Annotated in this window: 15 protein-coding genes; 10 read left to right on the top strand and 5 right to left on the bottom strand. The window is 46.3% G+C overall.

Going from position 1 to position 17,988, the window contains the following annotated elements; translation table 11 throughout:
* Positions 1–355: 355 nt before the first annotated feature.
* The 3 genes from fccA to CKQ84_RS03195 all read left to right on the top strand — a co-directional run bounded on the left by fccA (position 356) and on the right by CKQ84_RS03195 (position 4,203).
* Positions 356–2,149: a fumarate reductase flavoprotein subunit FccA gene (fccA, locus tag CKQ84_RS03185; RefSeq protein WP_105250072.1), complete on the top strand. Its 1,794-nt coding sequence runs from the start codon at positions 356–358 to the stop codon at positions 2,147–2,149.
* Between the two features lie 258 nt (positions 2,150–2,407).
* Positions 2,408–3,397, top strand: a complete 990-nt coding sequence (locus CKQ84_RS03190) for a 2-hydroxyacid dehydrogenase (protein WP_105250073.1) — start codon at positions 2,408–2,410, stop codon at positions 3,395–3,397.
* A 68-nt stretch (positions 3,398–3,465) separates the two neighbouring features.
* The gene (locus tag CKQ84_RS03195) at positions 3,466–4,203 is read left to right on the top strand and encodes a dienelactone hydrolase family protein (RefSeq protein WP_105250074.1); all 738 of its coding nucleotides are present in this window, start codon (positions 3,466–3,468) and stop codon (positions 4,201–4,203) included.
* A 174-nt stretch (positions 4,204–4,377) separates the two neighbouring features.
* Here the strand turns inward: CKQ84_RS03195 and CKQ84_RS03200 are convergent, their stop codons facing one another.
* Complete coding sequence (locus tag CKQ84_RS03200; RefSeq protein ID WP_105252988.1) at positions 4,378–4,782, bottom strand: DUF1801 domain-containing protein; 405 nt, start codon at positions 4,780–4,782, stop codon at positions 4,378–4,380.
* Between the two features lie 324 nt (positions 4,783–5,106).
* On the opposite strand from CKQ84_RS03200, the gene CKQ84_RS03205 reads away from it, so the two are divergent.
* From CKQ84_RS03205 to CKQ84_RS03215, 3 genes are all read left to right on the top strand, one after another.
* Complete coding sequence (locus CKQ84_RS03205; RefSeq protein ID WP_105250075.1) at positions 5,107–7,821, top strand: TonB-dependent receptor; 2,715 nt, start codon at positions 5,107–5,109, stop codon at positions 7,819–7,821.
* Between the two features lie 137 nt (positions 7,822–7,958).
* The gene (locus CKQ84_RS03210; protein ID WP_105250076.1) at positions 7,959–8,624 is read left to right on the top strand and encodes a peptidase; all 666 of its coding nucleotides are present in this window, start codon (positions 7,959–7,961) and stop codon (positions 8,622–8,624) included.
* A complete protein-coding gene (locus tag CKQ84_RS03215) occupies positions 8,621–9,391 on the top strand; it encodes a PepSY domain-containing protein (RefSeq protein ID WP_105250077.1) in 771 nt (256 codons plus the stop codon). The genes CKQ84_RS03210 and CKQ84_RS03215 overlap by 4 nt, the downstream gene beginning before the upstream one ends.
* 222 nt (positions 9,392–9,613) lie before the next feature.
* On the opposite strand, the gene CKQ84_RS03220 is transcribed toward CKQ84_RS03215, so the two are convergent.
* Positions 9,614–10,159, bottom strand: a complete 546-nt coding sequence (locus tag CKQ84_RS03220) for a mechanosensitive ion channel family protein (protein ID WP_006080363.1) — start codon at positions 10,157–10,159, stop codon at positions 9,614–9,616.
* A 106-nt stretch (positions 10,160–10,265) separates the two neighbouring features.
* On the opposite strand from CKQ84_RS03220, the gene CKQ84_RS03225 reads away from it, so the two are divergent.
* The 4 genes from CKQ84_RS03225 (at position 10,266) to ahpF (ending at position 15,294) form a co-directional block, all read left to right on the top strand.
* Entirely contained in the window at positions 10,266–11,009 is a 744-nt protein-coding gene (locus tag CKQ84_RS03225; RefSeq protein ID WP_105250078.1) for a spermidine synthase, read from the top strand.
* An 89-nt stretch (positions 11,010–11,098) separates the two neighbouring features.
* The gene (locus CKQ84_RS03230) at positions 11,099–12,634 is read left to right on the top strand and encodes a leucyl aminopeptidase (RefSeq protein WP_105250079.1); all 1,536 of its coding nucleotides are present in this window, start codon (positions 11,099–11,101) and stop codon (positions 12,632–12,634) included.
* Between the two features lie 357 nt (positions 12,635–12,991).
* A complete protein-coding gene (ahpC, locus tag CKQ84_RS03235; protein ID WP_105250080.1) occupies positions 12,992–13,561 on the top strand; it encodes an alkyl hydroperoxide reductase subunit C in 570 nt (189 codons plus the stop codon).
* A 161-nt stretch (positions 13,562–13,722) separates the two neighbouring features.
* Positions 13,723–15,294, top strand: a complete 1,572-nt coding sequence (ahpF, locus tag CKQ84_RS03240) for an alkyl hydroperoxide reductase subunit F (RefSeq protein ID WP_105250081.1) — start codon at positions 13,723–13,725, stop codon at positions 15,292–15,294.
* Positions 15,295–15,361: 67 nt separating this feature from the next.
* Here the strand turns inward: ahpF and CKQ84_RS03245 are convergent, their stop codons facing one another.
* From CKQ84_RS03245 to recJ, 3 genes are read right to left on the bottom strand one after another with little or no spacing between them, the layout of a single operon-like run.
* Positions 15,362–15,802, bottom strand: a complete 441-nt coding sequence (locus CKQ84_RS03245; protein WP_105250082.1) for a GNAT family N-acetyltransferase — start codon at positions 15,800–15,802, stop codon at positions 15,362–15,364.
* 34 nt (positions 15,803–15,836) lie between these two features.
* A complete protein-coding gene (locus CKQ84_RS03250; protein ID WP_105250083.1) occupies positions 15,837–16,166 on the bottom strand; it encodes a hypothetical protein in 330 nt (109 codons plus the stop codon).
* Between the two features lie 23 nt (positions 16,167–16,189).
* The gene (recJ, locus tag CKQ84_RS03255; protein WP_105250084.1) at positions 16,190–17,914 is read right to left on the bottom strand and encodes a single-stranded-DNA-specific exonuclease RecJ; all 1,725 of its coding nucleotides are present in this window, start codon (positions 17,912–17,914) and stop codon (positions 16,190–16,192) included.
* Positions 17,915–17,988 lie beyond the last annotated feature (74 nt).

Here is a 17,988-nt window from a genome sequence, read left to right on the forward strand (position 1 = left end):
ATATCTATAAAATACAAATAGATAAAACACGCCACCAAAACCATAATTCATACCATTTTTATTTTATAAAGTTAAAATCAATCCATTCAATATGTTAACTCACGCATGTTATACCGTATTGAAGCAGTGATTAGCCTCAACTTCATTAATATTTCCCATCCGATTGCACATTTTAAATATGTTATTTTCGCTGTAACAAAGGTTATGTGATCTGAACACACATATACCTCTTTAGATAGTGATAAATTTGCAAATGGAGAATGCTCTAACAGTGCGTGAGCTACGTAAAAAATAAATATCACGCCACGATGAATAACCCTTATTAAGTAGATGAATGTACGGCGGAGGAACTATCATGTTCACAAGAAAGATTCAAAAAACAGCACTAGCCATGCTGATCTCTGGCGCTATGGCAGGTACTGCCTATGCAGCACCAGAAGTGCTAGCCGATTTTCACGGTGAAATGGGTAGCTGCGATAGCTGCCACGTATCAGACAAAGGTGGCGTCACCAACGACAACCTTACCCATGAAAATGCTCAGTGTGTTAGCTGCCACGGTGATTTAAAAGAACTGGCCGCCGCTGCACCTAAAGATAAAGTATCACCCCATAAATCTCACTTGATTGGCGAAATTGCTTGTACTAGCTGCCATAAAGGTCATGAAAAATCAGTCACCTATTGCGATGCTTGTCACAGCTTCGGCTTCGATATGCCTTACGGTGGCAAGTGGGAACGTAAGTTTGTGCCTGTTGATGCAGACAAAGCTGCTCAAGATAAAGCCATTGCCGCTGGCGTAAAAGAAACCACTGATGTCGTGATCATTGGTTCAGGTGGTGCAGGTCTTGCAGCAGCCGTTTCAGCCCGTGATGCAGGCGCTAAAGTTATCCTGTTTGAAAAAGAACCTATCCCAGGCGGAAACACTAAACTTGCTGCTGGCGGAATGAACGCTGCTGAAACTAAGCCACAGGCTAAACTAGGTATTGAAGATAAGAAACAAATCATGATCGACGACACCATGAAAGGTGGTCGCAATATTAACGATCCTGAACTCGTAAAAACGTTAGCCAACAACTCATCTGACTCTATCGATTGGTTAACCTCTATGGGTGCCGATATGACTGACGTAGGTCGTATGGGTGGCGCAAGTGTTAACCGTAGTCACCGTCCAACAGGCGGCGCTGGTGTGGGTGCACACGTAGCACAAGTTCTATGGGACAACGCGGTAAAACGTGGTGCTGACATTCGCTTAAACAGCCGTGTCGTGCGTATTCTTGAAGATGCAAGCGGTAAAATTACCGGCGTATTAGTGAAGGGTGAATACACAGGTTACTACGTAGTTAAAGCCGATGCTGTCGTCATCGCGGCGGGTGGTTTTGCTAAAAATAATGACCGTGTCGCTAAGTACGATCCAAAACTGAAAGGCTTTAAAGCAACTAACCACCCAGGTGCTACAGGTGATGGCTTAGATGTGGCACAACAAGCTGGCGCGGCAACTCGTGACTTAGAGTTTATTCAAGCTCACCCAACTTATTCACCTGCTGGTGGCGTGATGATCACCGAAGCGGTACGTGGTAACGGTGCGATCGTGGTTAACCGTGAAGGTAACCGCTTTATGAACGAAATCACCACCCGTGACAAAGCGTCTGCCGCGATTCTGCAACAAAAAGGCGAAAGTGCTTATTTGGTATTCGATGACTCTATCCGTAAGAGCTTAAAAGCCATCGAAGGCTATGTGCACCTGAACATTGTTAAAGAAGGCAAAACAATTGAAGATCTGGCTAAACAGTTAGATATTCCTGCAGCCGAACTCGCTAAAACAGTGAAAGCTTATAATGGCTTTGTTAAATCAGGTAAAGATGCTCAATTTGAACGTCCTGATTTACCACGTGAATTAGTTGTTGCACCTTTCTACGCTCTCGAAATCGCGCCAGCAGTTCACCACACTATGGGTGGTGTTGTGATCGATACTAAAGCCGAAGTGAAGAGTGAAAAAACGGGCAAGCCTATTGATGGTTTATATGCAGCAGGTGAAGTCACAGGTGGCGTTCACGGTGCTAACCGCTTAGGTGGTAATGCTATTTCCGATATCGTTACTTATGGCCGTATCGCGGGTGCATCTGCAGCTAAATACGCTAAAGACAAAAAGTAAAATGCAATAACGGAGGGTTAAAGGACTAACCCTCAGCTCATATAGTACGACTTTCAATATGAGAGCCCTAGCTTGAACACTTCAAGTAAAAGCAGTCAATCAATAAGCGAGCCGTCAGGGGCTCGCTTTTTTTATTCCCAATTGATGATAAAGCTCACTCTTTTAACGGGGAATTTTCTAAGGCTAAGGACAAAAAGCCCTAACTCACTTACACTCTTTGCCAGATAATTACATCAGCAAACCCGTTAGGTGACTGAAATGAGAATTGGATTTTTTAGCGCAAAACATTACGACATGCAGCACTTTAACCGCACAAATGCTGCGTTTGGTGCACAAATTGAGTACTTCGATTATCGCCTCTGCATGCAAACAGTGAAGCTTGCCGAAGGTTTTGAAATTGTCTGCGCCTTCGTCAACGATTCACTCTGTGAAGAAGTTCTGGTCGAACTCGCTAAGGGTGGCACAAAAATTATCGCCATGCGCTGCGCTGGCTTTAACAACGTCGATTTAGTTGCCGCTAAACGCTTAGGCATGCAAGTCGTTAACGTACCAGCTTATTCTCCTGAATCCGTGGCCGAACATACAGTCGCACTGATGTTGACACTGAATCGAAAAATCCACAAAGCTTACCAACGCACCCGCGATGCCAACTTCTCCCTCGAAGGCTTAGTCGGCTTTAACATGTTCGGCAAAACCGTCGGCGTGATTGGTACAGGTAAAATCGGCGTAGCAACCATCAAGGTATTACTCGGTTTTGGCTGTAAAGTCATTGCCTTCGATCCCTTTATCAATCCGGCTGTCATCGCGCTGAATGTTGAATATCAAGATCTCGACTCTATTTATGCCAACAGCGATATCATCAGCTTGCATTGCCCGTTAACCGCGGATAACCGTCACTTACTAAACCAAGCCAGCTTCGCCAAGATGAAACCCGGTGTCATGGTGATCAACACCAGCCGCGGTGGTTTACTCAATGCTTTCGACGCAATGGAAGCATTAAAACTGGGGCAAATCGGCTCGCTTGGGCTCGATGTATACGAAAACGAAAAGGGCCTGTTCTTCGAAGACAAATCGAATGAAATTATTCAAGACGATGTATTCCGTCGTTTATCAGCCTGCCATAACGTGATTTTCACGGGTCACCAAGCCTTCCTCACCGAAGAAGCCCTAGGCGCCATTGCCAAAACGACCTTGAGCAATATAAAAGCACTATGTGCAGGTGAACTCTCAGGTAACGAATTGTTTTAACTGACAGATAAAATCCTGACTGCTAAAGTGAGGCTTCAACGTTTGAAGCCTCATAGAGGAATATAAATATGTTAGTGACTCAGGAAATTCAGGATATCTCCACGCCTTCAGGGCTAATGCGCACCTATATCTATCGCCCAGAAGCACAGGGAATATTCCCAAGTATCATCTTTTATTCCGAGATATTTCAGCAAACTGCGCCCATCGCCCGCACCGCGACTATTCTTGCTGGCCACGGTTTTGTGGTGTTAGTACCCGAAGTGTTCCATGAACTGAATCCTTTAGGCACAGTGCTGGCCTATGATGAATCAGGTAAAGATAAAGGTAACGCCGATAAATTTGCCAAACCCCTAGAACACCACGATAGCGATACCCAAGCACTGATCGATTTTGCCACTCAACAAACTTACTGCAATGGCAAAGTTGGCTCTATGGGCGTGTGTATCGGCGGCCACTTAGCCTACCGCGCCGCACTCAACCCCGCTATTTTAGGTGCATTTTGTCTTTATCCTACCGACATTCATTCCAACACCCTACCCTGCGCTTACGGCAATGACTCATTGAGCCGCAGCGGTGATATTCAAGGGGAATTAGTGTTAGTGTTCGGCAAGCAAGATCCCCACGTATCCGCGGAAGGCCGTGTTCTAATCCACCAGCAATTAATGGCGCTGAACCGTAACTTCACTTGGCTTGAAGTCAACGCCCAACACGCCTTTATGCGTGATGAAGGCGAACGCTATGATCCCGCACTCGCACTGCAAATGTACCTGCAAGCGGTAGCTTTTTTTCAAAGAGTGCTTCGATAATTGCCTTTGAAGAATCCTACCGCCACAAGTTAGAAGCCTTTATTGCATAATTCAAATAATGCAGCAGGTTATCCAAAACACACTTAACTAGCAAAATTCACGCTTAATGAAACAGACTAAAACCTTAACTCGCGTTAAGGTTTTAGTGATTCATCATCTTTTTATTCAATGAAACTAAGCGCCTAGTAAAGGTAGATGTTTGATACTTTTGTATTTCAACGATAATTCAATACATTGGGAAATCGCAGATTCTGGTAGGGGATCATGGATATTCAACACTATGGCTCGATTCCCTTCAAACTGCAGCACGTCGGAATGCAGCTCTCGAAATGTATCAATCAGCTTAGTTTTACAATTAAAGAATAGGTAATATTGTTCGGGATATTTAGGCTTCCAGTCAAACCTTACTGTGCTCCCATTTTTAACGGAATAACTCGGCTCGCCCCATTTTAAGCTCTCTTCCACCGCGCCTAAATTTTGCGCTTCGGCAATCGAAAAAATCAAAATTCGGATCCGTAATAGCAAGGGAGTTATATGCTCAGGGTAGCCTTCAAACTTGTTCTGTACTTCCGCTTGCATGCTCTCATCCTCCAATTTATGCAATGCCGAATCATCATATCTGTAAAACAAAAAACTATGCAGCGGGCCCACATGGTTGAACTTCCAAACCCTTAGTCATCGGTGATTTATCACTTAGTGGAAATATAGAGATAGTGGAAATAAGCAGAAACAAGCGTAATTTTATTTTTCCATATCAAAAGTGTCGATTATATCAGCACTTTATTATAAACCGCGTATTAGGAGTGTGACACAGTGTCGCAGGTAGTTGAGTTTTTATTGAGATATCAGCTTAATCCTTTATAAAACATATCATTATTTAAACAAACCTTTCATAGGCTTATTATGTCCCGCTCTGCAGTAATGACTTCAATTGCAATATCCCTAACAAGTCTGGCCACTTTTTCAGGGATAGCAGCCGAAGCCGAAACTGAAGTAATGTTTCCAGCATCTGCAATTAAACCTCAATTATCGACTCCCACTGCTATCGAAAGGATTGCCATTACAGGGAGCCGAATTCAAAGGGAAGAGATGGCCTCCACCGCGCCGATGACCGTTTTTACCGCGCAAGATATCGAGAAAATAGGTGCCACCTCGGTTGAGGTATTGCTGCAAAGAATGACGGCCTCTGCGGGGTTTGCGGGTAATCAAACGAATGCCTATTGGACAGAGGGCGGCTATGGTTCAACCCAAGTTAACCTACGCGGATTAGGGGTAAATCGCACACTCGTACTGCTCAATGGTCGACGTATGGTGAACAGTGGCACAGGGGCGAACTCCTCTGTAGATCTTAATACTATTCCCGTTAGCGTGGTTGAACGAATCGAGGTATTAAAAGATGGTGCATCCGCCATTTATGGTGCCGATGCGGTTGCTGGCGTGGTCAATATTATCACTCGGCAACAAATCGAAGGGGTTGAGTTTCAAGCGCGAACTGGCATAACCGAGCAAAATGATGGTGAACAGTACAAGTTCGACCTTGCCCTCGGTCATATCGGTGAGCGTGGAAGTGCATATGTGGCGATGAGTTACGATAAAACCCAAGCCGTCGATATGCTGAGTCGCGCGCCTTGTCCGCTTGAGGAAGTTAATGGTGAGCTAGTGTGTGGCGGTAGTTCGGCGCTGTCGGGGGGAAAAGGCCATTTCATTGATGCCAATGGCAATCAAATCGGCAATGAATTAATGCTATTGCCAACAGGAAGTGCCCCTTACACCAGTAGCCATAAAGATAATACTTATCAGTATTTTAATGCGGTTCAACCTAACGAGCGAGTCAATCTGTTTGCCTACGGTGAATATGACTTAACGGCGAGCAGCCAAATGTTTGCAGAGGCTATGTACACTCACCGTCGCTCACAATTACCCGCTACTCCGCAATCGGTGTCAGGTATCGTGATCCCTGCTTGGCATGAATCAAATCCGACCGATGAAGACTTCCTTCTACAGAGTCGCAGACTGGCAGAAGCGCCCCGACAATTTAATATTCAAGCGGATACATGGCGCTTAGTGACAGGTTTTAAAGGGGATTTAGATAACGGTTGGCAATGGGATGCTGCCGTTAACTTCGGCAGTAATCGTGGTTCCTATGAAGTGACCAATGTCATTAATAAGGTTCGTCTTGCCGACGCGACAGACTATAGCAACTGTAATCTTGATCCTAATGTCCCTTGCGCAGACTTTTGGGGAGCTGGCTCACTCACACCTGAAATGCTGGACTATTTTCTGTTTAACATGCGAGATAACGGCGGTAATGAGCAGTTTAGTCTCACGATGAATGTCACAGGCGATCTATGGCAGTTACCCGCGGGCATGATGAGTTTTGCCGTAGGACTAGAGCACAGAAACGAGAAAGGATGGAATGATCCTGACCCACTTAAAATCAGTGGTGAAGCAAACACTGCCCAGCAAGAACCGATTGATGGTAGTTACACTGCTGACGAAATCTATCTTGAAACCTTATTACCTATTTTAAGCGGCCTGCCCTTTGCCAAGTCGGTCGAATTAACTGCGGCGTTGCGATATTCCTATTTTGATACCTTCGGTGGCGATACCAATTATAAAATGGGGCTACTGTGGGTCATCAATGACGCAGTGACGCTGCGAGCCACACAATCCACGGCATTCAGAGTACCGAATATTCCTGAGTTGTTTGGCGGTATCGATCAAGGTTCCATGAATACCACAGATCCTTGTAGCGAGTGGGCTAAGCTCGATCCTAGCTCGTATCGATACGCTAATTGTATGGCATCAAACGTGCCAACGAATTATAAGCAAGAAGGCACTATTTTAACCGACCGTGGCGGCAATGCCGAGCTAGAACCAGAAGAGGCCAATACCTTTACTGCCGGTATTGTTTGGGATCTGGGATTTATTGAAGGGCTCAACATCACGCTCGATTACTACAAAATAGAGATTAATAACGCCATTAACTCAGTCAATGGTTCGAGCAAATTAGCCGCCTGTTACGACAGTAAAGGGATGACGCATCCTTTCTGTAGCGACGAGCACTTTGTGCGAGACGCGATGACAGGCAACATCACCTACTTACAGACACAACTGGGCAACGCCGCCAACGAAGTGGTTTCAGGTGTTGATATGGCGATGTTTTACCCAAAAGAGATGGGCAGCGTTGTGACTAATACGACTTGGGAGCTGAGCTATTTAGATCAATACGATCTACAAACCTACGCTGGCGCCCCCGTTGAATCACGATCTGGCACCATTGGTTATGATGGTAGCTACACCAAATGGCGCTCAAACCTCTATTTTGATATCACGAATGACAATTGGCGCTTTAGCTACAACATTCAATATATCGGCGCGGCGGATGATCAATATGCCAATGCCGGAGATATAGGTGACGCCGTTGATGCGGTCACTTACCATAACGCACAGGTTCATTATCAAATGGACAGCAATATAGCCTTAACGGCAGGTATCGATAACCTGTTCGATAAACAAGCGCCATATCATCAAAGCTATACCGACGGTAATACCAACACTATGACGTACGACCTAATGGGACGTCGTTACTATGTCGGAATGAAATGGGCTCTGTAATGCTTTGGGCTTAAGGGGGCAATCCCCTCAAGCAAGCAGGCTAAATTAGTTCATAAAATAAAAGGTGAGTCATCAACTTGAAGCGGGTTAACACACTAAAACGAGTCTCATCAGCGCACTTTCTGCACCGATGGTTGATGCTATTGCTGGTACTGCCGATTGGGATCTGGTCAGTCACCGGCAGCTATTTTGTATTAATGGATCTTGGGTTTATCCGTGGCGATCATATTAAAGTGCAAGACACCCAGCATATCGATCCCAGCCAGATCCAGTACCCAATCGCAGCGGTTTATGCGCGTTTCCCCAAGGCTCAAGCAATCGCGTTAACCTCAATCACTGATACCCTCTATTACCAGATTAAACTGAGCGATAAGTCCATTCTCGTGGACGCAGATTCGGGTGAGTTATTGCCTTCGATAACGGAGAAACAAGCCCGAATGATAGCTTCAAACTATCAGCATAACGGGTCTTTACCCGTAGAGGCTAAGCTTGTTAGTGCAACTCTGCTCACCGATATCGCCCCAGCTGAACTAGCGCCGCAATACCTACCAGTTTGGAGAATGGATTTTAACGATAGTGCAGCCACAAGCCTTTATCTGTCAGCGACAACAGGTGAGTTAGTCACGCGCAGACATGACTATTGGCGTTTATTCGATCTCTTTTGGAAATGGCACATTATGGATTACGACGAGGGTGAAGCCATCGACAATCTTCTGCTGCTGAGCACGGCTCTAATCTCTATTGTGGCTGTATTAGCTGGCTTCGTCTTACTTTGGCAGCGCAGAAGGAAGTATCTGAAATGATGCCGAAACTTAAACCTAAGCTCCAAAGTAAACACTTCAAACGCTGGGTCAAAATCGCCCACTATTGGCTCGGTGCCATAGTAAGCATTCAACTGCTACTTTGGCTTGTTACTGGGGTCTATTTCAATTTAACGCCCCATGATGAACTCAAGGGAATGGAGTACCAGCTTAGCCATAGTCCTACACCGCAAAGGCAAGAGTTTGATCCACAAAAGCTCGTGGATATCGCTCCCTTACTGGCTAAGCATACTCAGGTAGAAAGCCTGACATTAATGGCGCTCGCGGGTAAGCCCGTTTATGTACTCGATGCAAAGGTGCAGCGTTATGCACACCAGTGCCAGCAGCAAACCTTGATTGATGCCTACACAGGCAATGCCTTACTTATTGATAAACAAAGCGCGCAACAACTGGCGCTTGAAAGTTACACCGGCCCAGGCAAGATTACCCAAGTTAAGCAAATCTCAGCCCCCATTAGCGAATGGCCAACCCAGTGCAATTCACTGTGGCAAATAGGTATGGATGATAACCTGTCGACGCGGATTTACATCAATGCGGTTAATGGCGAATTAGTTGGCCATAAAAATGACCACACAGACATCGCCGACTTGATGTTTAAATTGCACTTTATGGATTACCTCAATCAAGGCAGCTTCAACAACCCCTTTAGCTGGCTGTTTGGCATACTGACCTTGTTGTTATCCCTATCAGGCCTGTATTGGGTTGTTGAGAATCTTGTACTCAAGCGCTATCGATTAAGCCTGAGTTGAGTCTTAGTCAGGTGTTAGTTAAGTGCTATTTAAGCGTTAGTTAAGTGGCTAGAACGGCAAAAGCGATTTCATCTCATCGTGCACCGCTATTGGTTAGTCAGCCGCTATTTGTTCATCAAGAGTATGTAAGCAAGCACACCTAATGACACGATAATTGGACTAAGCGCCCGCGAGCACTCAGCGCAGTTCGATAATCAATACACAGCTACGTCGTTATATTCACTACTCAGGATCAAACTTCTTCTTGCCTTCGAGTAAGGCCTGACGTTCGGCTAAGGGGGTTTGATCGGCCAGCTTTAACACTGCCTTTTGCAGCATGAGGTTATTAGGATAAGTGATGGTATCGCCATTATCGCGATGGATCAGCACATGGAATAAAGCGATTTCGATGATCACGCCGCTAATATCTTCATCCTTATCGACCACTCTAATACGTTCACCGATACGGTAGGGAAACACGAAAAAGATCAGCACGCCAGCGGTTAAATTACTCAATATCGACCATTGAGCAACCAATGCTACGCCCATTACTGCAAAGGCGGATGACACAAATAGCGACACATCCTGATAGCCCAGTCCGAGCGAGACCGCCATCAGTGACAAGGTAATAAAAAACATCACATAGGAAATAAAACGGGTCACTAAACTGGTCCGTGCAACACTCACTTGCTTCATTTGCGCGAGTTTTCTAACCCAATGGGTTAAGGCGCGCTGTAAAAAGAGAAACACTGCAAGATAAATACAGGCAAGCAGGATTTGATTTGTCATAATAGCGGCTCAATTAACTAAAACTGTCTGAATTCTAACTTTTTTGCGCGAGCAGTTATAGCCCGTGCAAACAAGCCAAACAGCTAAACCGAGTAATTAATCCAATATGGCCGATTCGACCCTCTTACATGAAACCCAAGACGCACTAGGCCCGATTCGTGTAATCGATTACGACGACTCACGGATCCTGTCCTTTGGGGATAACGATGAGCAGAGTAAGATCCTCAAGGCGGCGCCCCATATTCCCCAGCACACTTATCTGCAAGCCATGTTGTTGGTTTTACTATTTTGTAAGCCCAAGAGCGCTATTGTTTTAGGTTTAGGCGGCGGCTCGATTATTCACTCACTGCGCAATTTCGATGCGGCAATAAAGTTAACAGCAGTGGAATTACGCCCCGCGGTGATTGAGTTAGCTAAGCGCTATTTTCAGCTGCCGATAGGTAAAAAGCTCAATCTTATCAATGATGATGCTATTGCTTTTTTAGCTGCTGGCGATCATAAAAAAGTGGATGTAATTTTTGCCGATATTTACACAGCCAAAGGCGTTGAAACAGGGCAGCTTTCGCCAATATTCCTTGAGCAATGCACTAACCTCATCAAACCCAATGGGTATTTAGTGCTGAACTGCTGGAAAGAACATAGCCAAAATCGCGAGTTGTTAGCCGACTTACAACAACACTTTGCCCATGTGAACGCTTGTCTCACAGGCGGCGGTAATTGGGTGATTTTTGCGAGCCAATCGCCACAGCTTTTAGGCACCTCGGCCCTTAAAAGTAGTGCTCAATCTTTATCGCAACAATTGGGTTTTGCCCTTGATCGATCATTGACACGCTTTGGGCCTTGGATTTAATACTAATATCAGCAAAATAACGTAAATTAGTTAACCCTAAGGCTGAGCTTTGATATTCTTCTCACACTTCCATGATATGAGCTGTCACCATGAAAAATAATTATAAATTGATGTTAAGCGTTATGGCTCTGGCGTGCCTTAACTCTCTCAATGCTAACGCCGAAAGTTTTAGTTTTGACACTCGTAGCTCACTGAATTCAGATACATTAGTGCTATTCCAAAGTGCTGACTCCACTACCTATGGGATCGACTTTTTACCTCAGTCGACCCAAGACCAATTAAACCTAGCAACGGCGGATAATATTTTTTCCGGCAAACGGGGGGAAATCCTCGAGATTTTGGTACCCAGCGAAATTGATGCTAAACGGGTCTTACTGGTCGGCATTGGCGATGCAAAAAACTTAACGCCCGGCGACATTAATACCATCGGTGGCAATGTTGCGGCTAAACTCGATACGGTTCCCCAAGCCACAGTGCGTGTACTCACCCAAGGCTTAACTGCCGCGCCGCTATTTGCCTCTGAGCTTGCCCACGGAATTGAACTACGCAGTTATCGTTATACTCAGTTCAAAGCGAGCCCCCGTGCCGAGAAGAACTACCAAATCGCTGTCGATGATTTAAGTCGCAACCAAAAACACCATAAAAATCTGCAAGCGGTTGAAGCGGGTGTGTTTTTAGCGCGCGATCTGACAAACGCACCTGCAGACATTATGTATCCCGACAGCTTTGCTAACGAAGCCAGAAAGCTCAAATCCCTCGGCGTTAAAGTCACGGTATTAGAAGCCAAAGATATCGAACGTCTACAACTGGGCGCCTTAGCTGCTGTAGGTAAAGGCAGCGAGCGCCCACCTAAGTTAGTGGTCGCCCATTGGCCTGGTAGCAAAGACGCGCCAATCGCACTGGTCGGTAAAGGCATCACCTTCGACTCGGGTGGTTACAATATTAAGGCGACAGGTACTTCAATCGCGCGGATGAAGTCAGATATGGCAGGTGCAGCCACAGTGCTTGGCACTATAAAAGCCATGGCGATTCAAAAAGCGCCTGTCAACGTAGTGGCGATTATGCCAATGGCGGAGAACATGGTATCGGGTCATGCAATGATCCCAGGTGATGTGATTAAAACCGCCCAAGGTCTCACCGTTGAAGTGCTCAATACCGACGCCGAAGGTCGCCTAGTGCTGGCCGATGGCCTCTGGTATGCCAGAGAAAATTATAAGCCATCAGTGATTATCGATGTTGCGACACTGACTGGCTCAAAAGTGAGTGCGTTAGGCAATGTTTACGCAGGCTTGTTTACCGATTCTGAGCCTTTAGTGCAGCAGCTAACTTATGCAGGTCAACAGGTTGGCGAAAAGGTCTGGCGCTTACCGTTAGATCAAGCCTATGCGGATGAGCTTAAATCCACTATCGCGGATCTCACAAACACAGGTAAAGAAGGCAGCGCAGGCGCTTCCTCTGCGGCAATGTTCTTAAAACGCTTTGCGGGCGAACAGCCTTGGGCACATATCGATATCGCGGGCAATGCCTTAACCGCCACCGATACCGCCGTTGTGCCTGCGGGTGCAACAGGTTACGGCGTGCGCTTACTCAGCACTTGGTTAACTCAACCCAAAGCACAGAACTAGAACCTAGAACCTAGAACCTAGAACCTAGAACCTCAGTATCTTGTTTTAATTGTATTTACACTTTAAGGGATATCATTGATATCCCTTTTTTATGCTCGAAATTTATCTTATCTCAATCAACAAAAACCAGCCGGCTAAATCCAAACTACACCCAATCACGCCAAACCCGCAGCCGTCGCAGAAAAACCGATTGAGTCCGACCTAATCGCATCATCATTCTACTAAACCGATTAAGATAATAGTTTTTATCCGTTATCTTAATTTTAATCGAGTCGGTAATATGCTTCACATCGACAGGACGCAAGCAAATGTCCTCGTTATGAACTTAAGCCATCATCAACTAAATGGAAGCATAAAATGACTCAATCAATTATCAACAGCACAATCAAACCATTCAAAGCCACTGCATTCCACAATGGTGAGTTCGTTCCAGTAACTGAACAAGACCTGTTAGGTAAGTGGTCAGTCGTATTCTTCTACCCAGCTGACTTCACCTTTGTTTGCCCAACTGAATTAGGCGACATGGCGGATCACTACGAAAAACTGCAAGGTATGGGCGTTGAAGTTTACTCAGTATCAACTGACACACACTTCACTCACAAAGCATGGCATGACACGTCAGACACCATCAAGAAGATCAACTTCCCAATGCTGGCTGACCCAACAGGCACTATCAGCCGTAACTTCGGCGTGATGATTGAAGAAGACGGTTTAGCACTGCGTGGTACTTTCGTGATTAACCCAGAAGGCCAAATCAAGGTCAGCGAAGTTCACGATTTAGGCATCGGCCGTAGCGCTCAAGAGCTAGTTCGTAAAATTCAAGCAGCTCAATATGTTGCTACTCACGATGGCGAAGTTTGCCCAGCTAAATGGCAACCAGGTGACGAAACATTAGCACCGTCTTTAGACCTCGTTGGCAAAATCTAATTTAGCCTGCAAAGCGTCAACCCCGCCAGTCTAGCATCCCAAGCTGATTGGCGTTACAGCCAACACAGTTGTAGCGCCACACAGCAAAGGATTAAGCCCGCCCCTGCAAGGGCCTAGACTGGCCCCCTTTTCTCCCTTTTAAGCTATTTTGGAGTCATCAAATGTTAGATGCGAATTTAAAAAATCAACTGCAAACCTACCTGCAAAACCTCAAGAGACCAGTTGAACTTGTCGTGTCTGCAGATGAGAGTAGAAAGTCTCAAGAATTAAAAAGTTTAGCGCAAGACATTGTCAGCCTATCTTCTCTGGTGAGCCTGAAAGAAGTTCAGGGCGAACGCACCCCGGCAATGACAGTGATTAACCCAGAGCTTAATACGCAAATCAGCTTTGCTGGTCTGCCTATGGGTCACGAATTTACGTCACTCGTGCTGGCATTACTGCACACGGGTGGACACCCAATCAAACTCAGCGATGATATTATTGAGCAGATCCGCAATCTGCCAGGCAAATATGCCTTTGAAACTTACGTCTCACTGACCTGCCAAAACTGCCCAGACGTAGTACAGGCACTGAACATGATGGCGGCCATTAACCCGAATATCACCAACGTGATGATCGACGGTGCCCTGTTCCAAGAAGAAGTAACCAGCAAAAACATTATGGCTGTGCCTTCTGTCTACTTAAATGGCGAAGTGTTTGCAGCCGGCCGTATCAGCATTGGCGAGATCCTCAATAAACTGGATACCAATGCCGCAAGCCGTAAGGCCGATAAAATTAATGAAAAAGCGCCATTCGAAGTCTTAGTCGTTGGCGGCGGCCCAGCCGGCGCAGCGGCAGCTATTTATGCAGCACGTAAAGGACTTCGCACCGGTATTGTTGCCGACAAGTTTGGCGGACAAGTGGCTGAAACCGTCGGTATCGAGAACTTTATTTCGGTCAAAGCGACCGAAGGTCCAAAACTAGTGGCAAACCTTGAAGCCCATGTACGAGACTACGAAGTTGACATCATGGACAACCAAAAAGCGGTGTCATTGACGACTGACGGTTTGTTCGAACTTGAACTGGCAAGCGGCGCTAAATTACGTAGCCGTACCGTATTGTTAGCCACAGGTGCCCGCTGGCGTGAAATGAACGTCCCCGGCGAGAAAGAATACCGCGGCAAAGGCGTCGCATACTGCCCACATTGTGATGGCCCGTTATTTAAGGGCAAGCGTGTGGCGGTGATCGGCGGCGGTAACTCAGGTATCGAAGCGGCTATCGATCTTGCGAACATAGTAGAACATGTGACTGTGCTGGAATTTGATAAAACCCTGCGCGCCGACGATGTACTGCAACGTAAAGCGGCTTCTATGGGTAACATTAAAATCATTACCCAAGCCATGACCACTGAAGTGACTGGCGATGGTACTCGGGTTAATGGCCTGAACTACACTGACAGAGCCACTGGCGAGAGTCACCATGTCGCACTTGCAGGTATCTTCGTGCAGATTGGGCTAGTACCGAATGCGGAATGGTTAAAGGGCACTATCGATTTAACCCCAAGGGGCGAAATCATAGTCGATGAGCGCGGCCAAACCTCAGTCCCAGGTATTTTTGCCGCAGGTGATGTCACTAACTCACCTTTCAAGCAAATTATCATTGCCATGGGCAGCGGCGCGACCGCATCACTGGGCGCATTTGATTACTTAATTCGCCACAGCGATGAAGAAACCGCCGCGACCAAAGCCGCTTAAGGCTTCGTCAACAGACATCAAAGCTAACGCAAAAATAGCCAGCAAATGCTGGCTATTTTTTTTGATGTTAACTAAGGTATTGATAAGGCTTAGCAGGCCTAATTTGCATGAGCATTTCAGGGGTATCGACCGCGTTGAAACCAAACTGGGCGTAGAGTCCATGGGCATCGCGGGTGGCTAACATTATCCGTCTTAAACCTTGTAATTCAGGATGTTCCATAATTGATGTCATCATCAACTTACTTAAGCCTAAGCCACGGTGCGACTCAAGTACAAACACATCGGCAAGATAGGCAAAAGTGGCTTTATCTGTGATTAAGCGGCCAAAAGCCACTTGTTGATTGTCCTTATCAAATACCCCAAAACACAGGCTATTGGCTAACGCTTTTTGTAGCAGCGCCTTTGGCATGCCCTGCGCCCAATAGCTATTACTAATAAAGCCATGGATAACCTCAAGATTCATTTCAGCTTGATCTGTACTGACTCTGTATCCTGTTTCCTGCAGCATTTTCCTTTCTCCGAAATTTTCCGTTAACGTCAGTTCAGGTGTTATTGGCACTCATAAATATCATAAATGCCATCGCTAATAACACCACTTTAGCTAACGAATACAAAGCCCCCGCTAAAGTGCCACCGCCATGATAACTAAAGGCTAAGTGGCGATTGATTTCATACTTAAAGGATTTAGCTAAATAACGGTAAGCGAGAAAGTAAAACAAGGAGGCTGCGGGCCAAATCCCCATAAGCAGCATTTGCCCCTGAGCCTTAGTAGTGAGTAAGGTTGAGATAAACGGTACACTTAAGCAGATAACATATATCCAAGCAAAACGCTTAAGTAGCTGGCGAATTTTTTTATCGGATAATGATTTCAACTTAACTCCTTGTCATCAGAAGCTTACATAGCTTCGATTTGCTCAATCATAAGTTGCAGCGAAAAATTGCCGCGATACTCATTCACATCGAGTTTATACACAATACGGGCATGATTAATCGTCGCATCTGGCCAAGTGTGCAAATCCACATTAAAGGCAATGGCATCGAGCATCACAGTGCCGCATTGGGTTTCGAGTACGAGCTTAAGGTGGCGCTCACCGACAAGACGTTGTTGCACTATCGTAAAGTAACCATCGAATAACGGCTCTTCGAAAGCTTGTCCCCAAGGCCCCGCATTGCGCAGTAACTGAGCCATTTCAAGATTCAACTCTGCGGGAGTGAGCTCGCCATCGGACCAAAGCTCACCCGTTAACAACTCAGGTTTAAGCTGCTCACGCACCGCATCATCATAGGCTTTGGCAAATGTCGCAAAACTGCCCGCTTTGAGCGATAAACCCGCCGCCATTGCATGACCACCAAATTTGATAATCAGTCCCGGATGGCGAGTGTTCACTAACTCCAATAAGTCGCGCATATGCAAGCCTTTGATCGAACGCGCCGAGCCTTTAATTTCACCATTGCCAGCATCGGCAAAGGCAATCACGGGTCTATGGTATTTGTCTTTAATGCGCGAGGCCAAAATCCCGATCACGCCTTGATGCCAATCCTCTTGAAATAAAGCAATCCCCCAAGGTAACTCGGCTTCGTTAAGCTTTAAGTGCTCTAGGCTTTTTAAGGCTTCCTGCTGCATGCCGACTTCCAGCTCACGACGTTCTTGATTCAATCCGTCAAGCTCTGCCGCCATGCGCCGTGCATACATCATGTCTTCGCAGAGTAAGGTTTCAACCCCAAGTGCCATTTCATCTAGTCGCCCTGCGGCATTCAGTCTAGGGCCCACGGCAAAACCAAAGTCAGATGCGACAATACGCGCCGGATTTCGCTTCGCCACTTCAAGCAACGCAGTAATCCCCACACGGCAACGCCCGGCTCGCACGCGCTGCAAACCTGCTTCAACCAAAATACGATTATTGGCATCGAGTGACACCACATCGGCAACGGTGCCAAGGGCAACGATATCGAGTAATGTGCCTAAATTAGGCTCAGAAATACCATGGGTTTGATACCAGTTTCGCGTCCGTAATTCAGCCCTTAATGCCGTCATCAAATAAAAGGCCACGCCGACACCCGCTATCGATTTACTGGCAAATGGACAGCCCGGTTGGTTAGGGTTCACTATCGCATCGGCAGCGGGTAACTCATGGCCGGGTAAATGATGGTCGGTAATCACCACTTGCATACCAAAGGCTTTGGCCGCCGCAACACCGTCAATTGATGAAATACCATTATCAACTGTGATGAGTAGCTCTGCCTGTTTGGAGGCCGCAACTGCAACAATTTCAGGGCTTAAGCCGTAACCATAATCGAAGCGATTGGGGATCAAATAATCCACTTTCACCGCGCCCATCATCCGCAGCGCCAACATACACACACTGGTTGATGTGGCGCCATCTGCGTCAAAGTCACCCACGATCAGAATCGACTTATTCACCTGCATTGCATCGGCGATAAGCACCGCGGCTTCGGGCAACCCTTTCATGGTTTCAGGTCTTAATAGACCCTTAAGGACAAGCTCGCATTCGTGGGTTAGCGCACCACGACGAGCGTAAAGCTGTTTCAATAGCGGCGAAAGATGAGCGGGTAAATGGCTATCATCAACGGTTGGGCGACGGACTATCTTATGGATCAAGGGACTCAAACTCTCATGAAATCGTGGCAATAAGATAACAAAAAGGTGAGCCTTAAGCTCACCTTTCGTGGGAT

It is taken from the genome of Shewanella sp. WE21 (assembly GCF_002966515.1).
Taxonomy (GTDB): domain Bacteria; phylum Pseudomonadota; class Gammaproteobacteria; order Enterobacterales; family Shewanellaceae; genus Shewanella; species Shewanella oncorhynchi.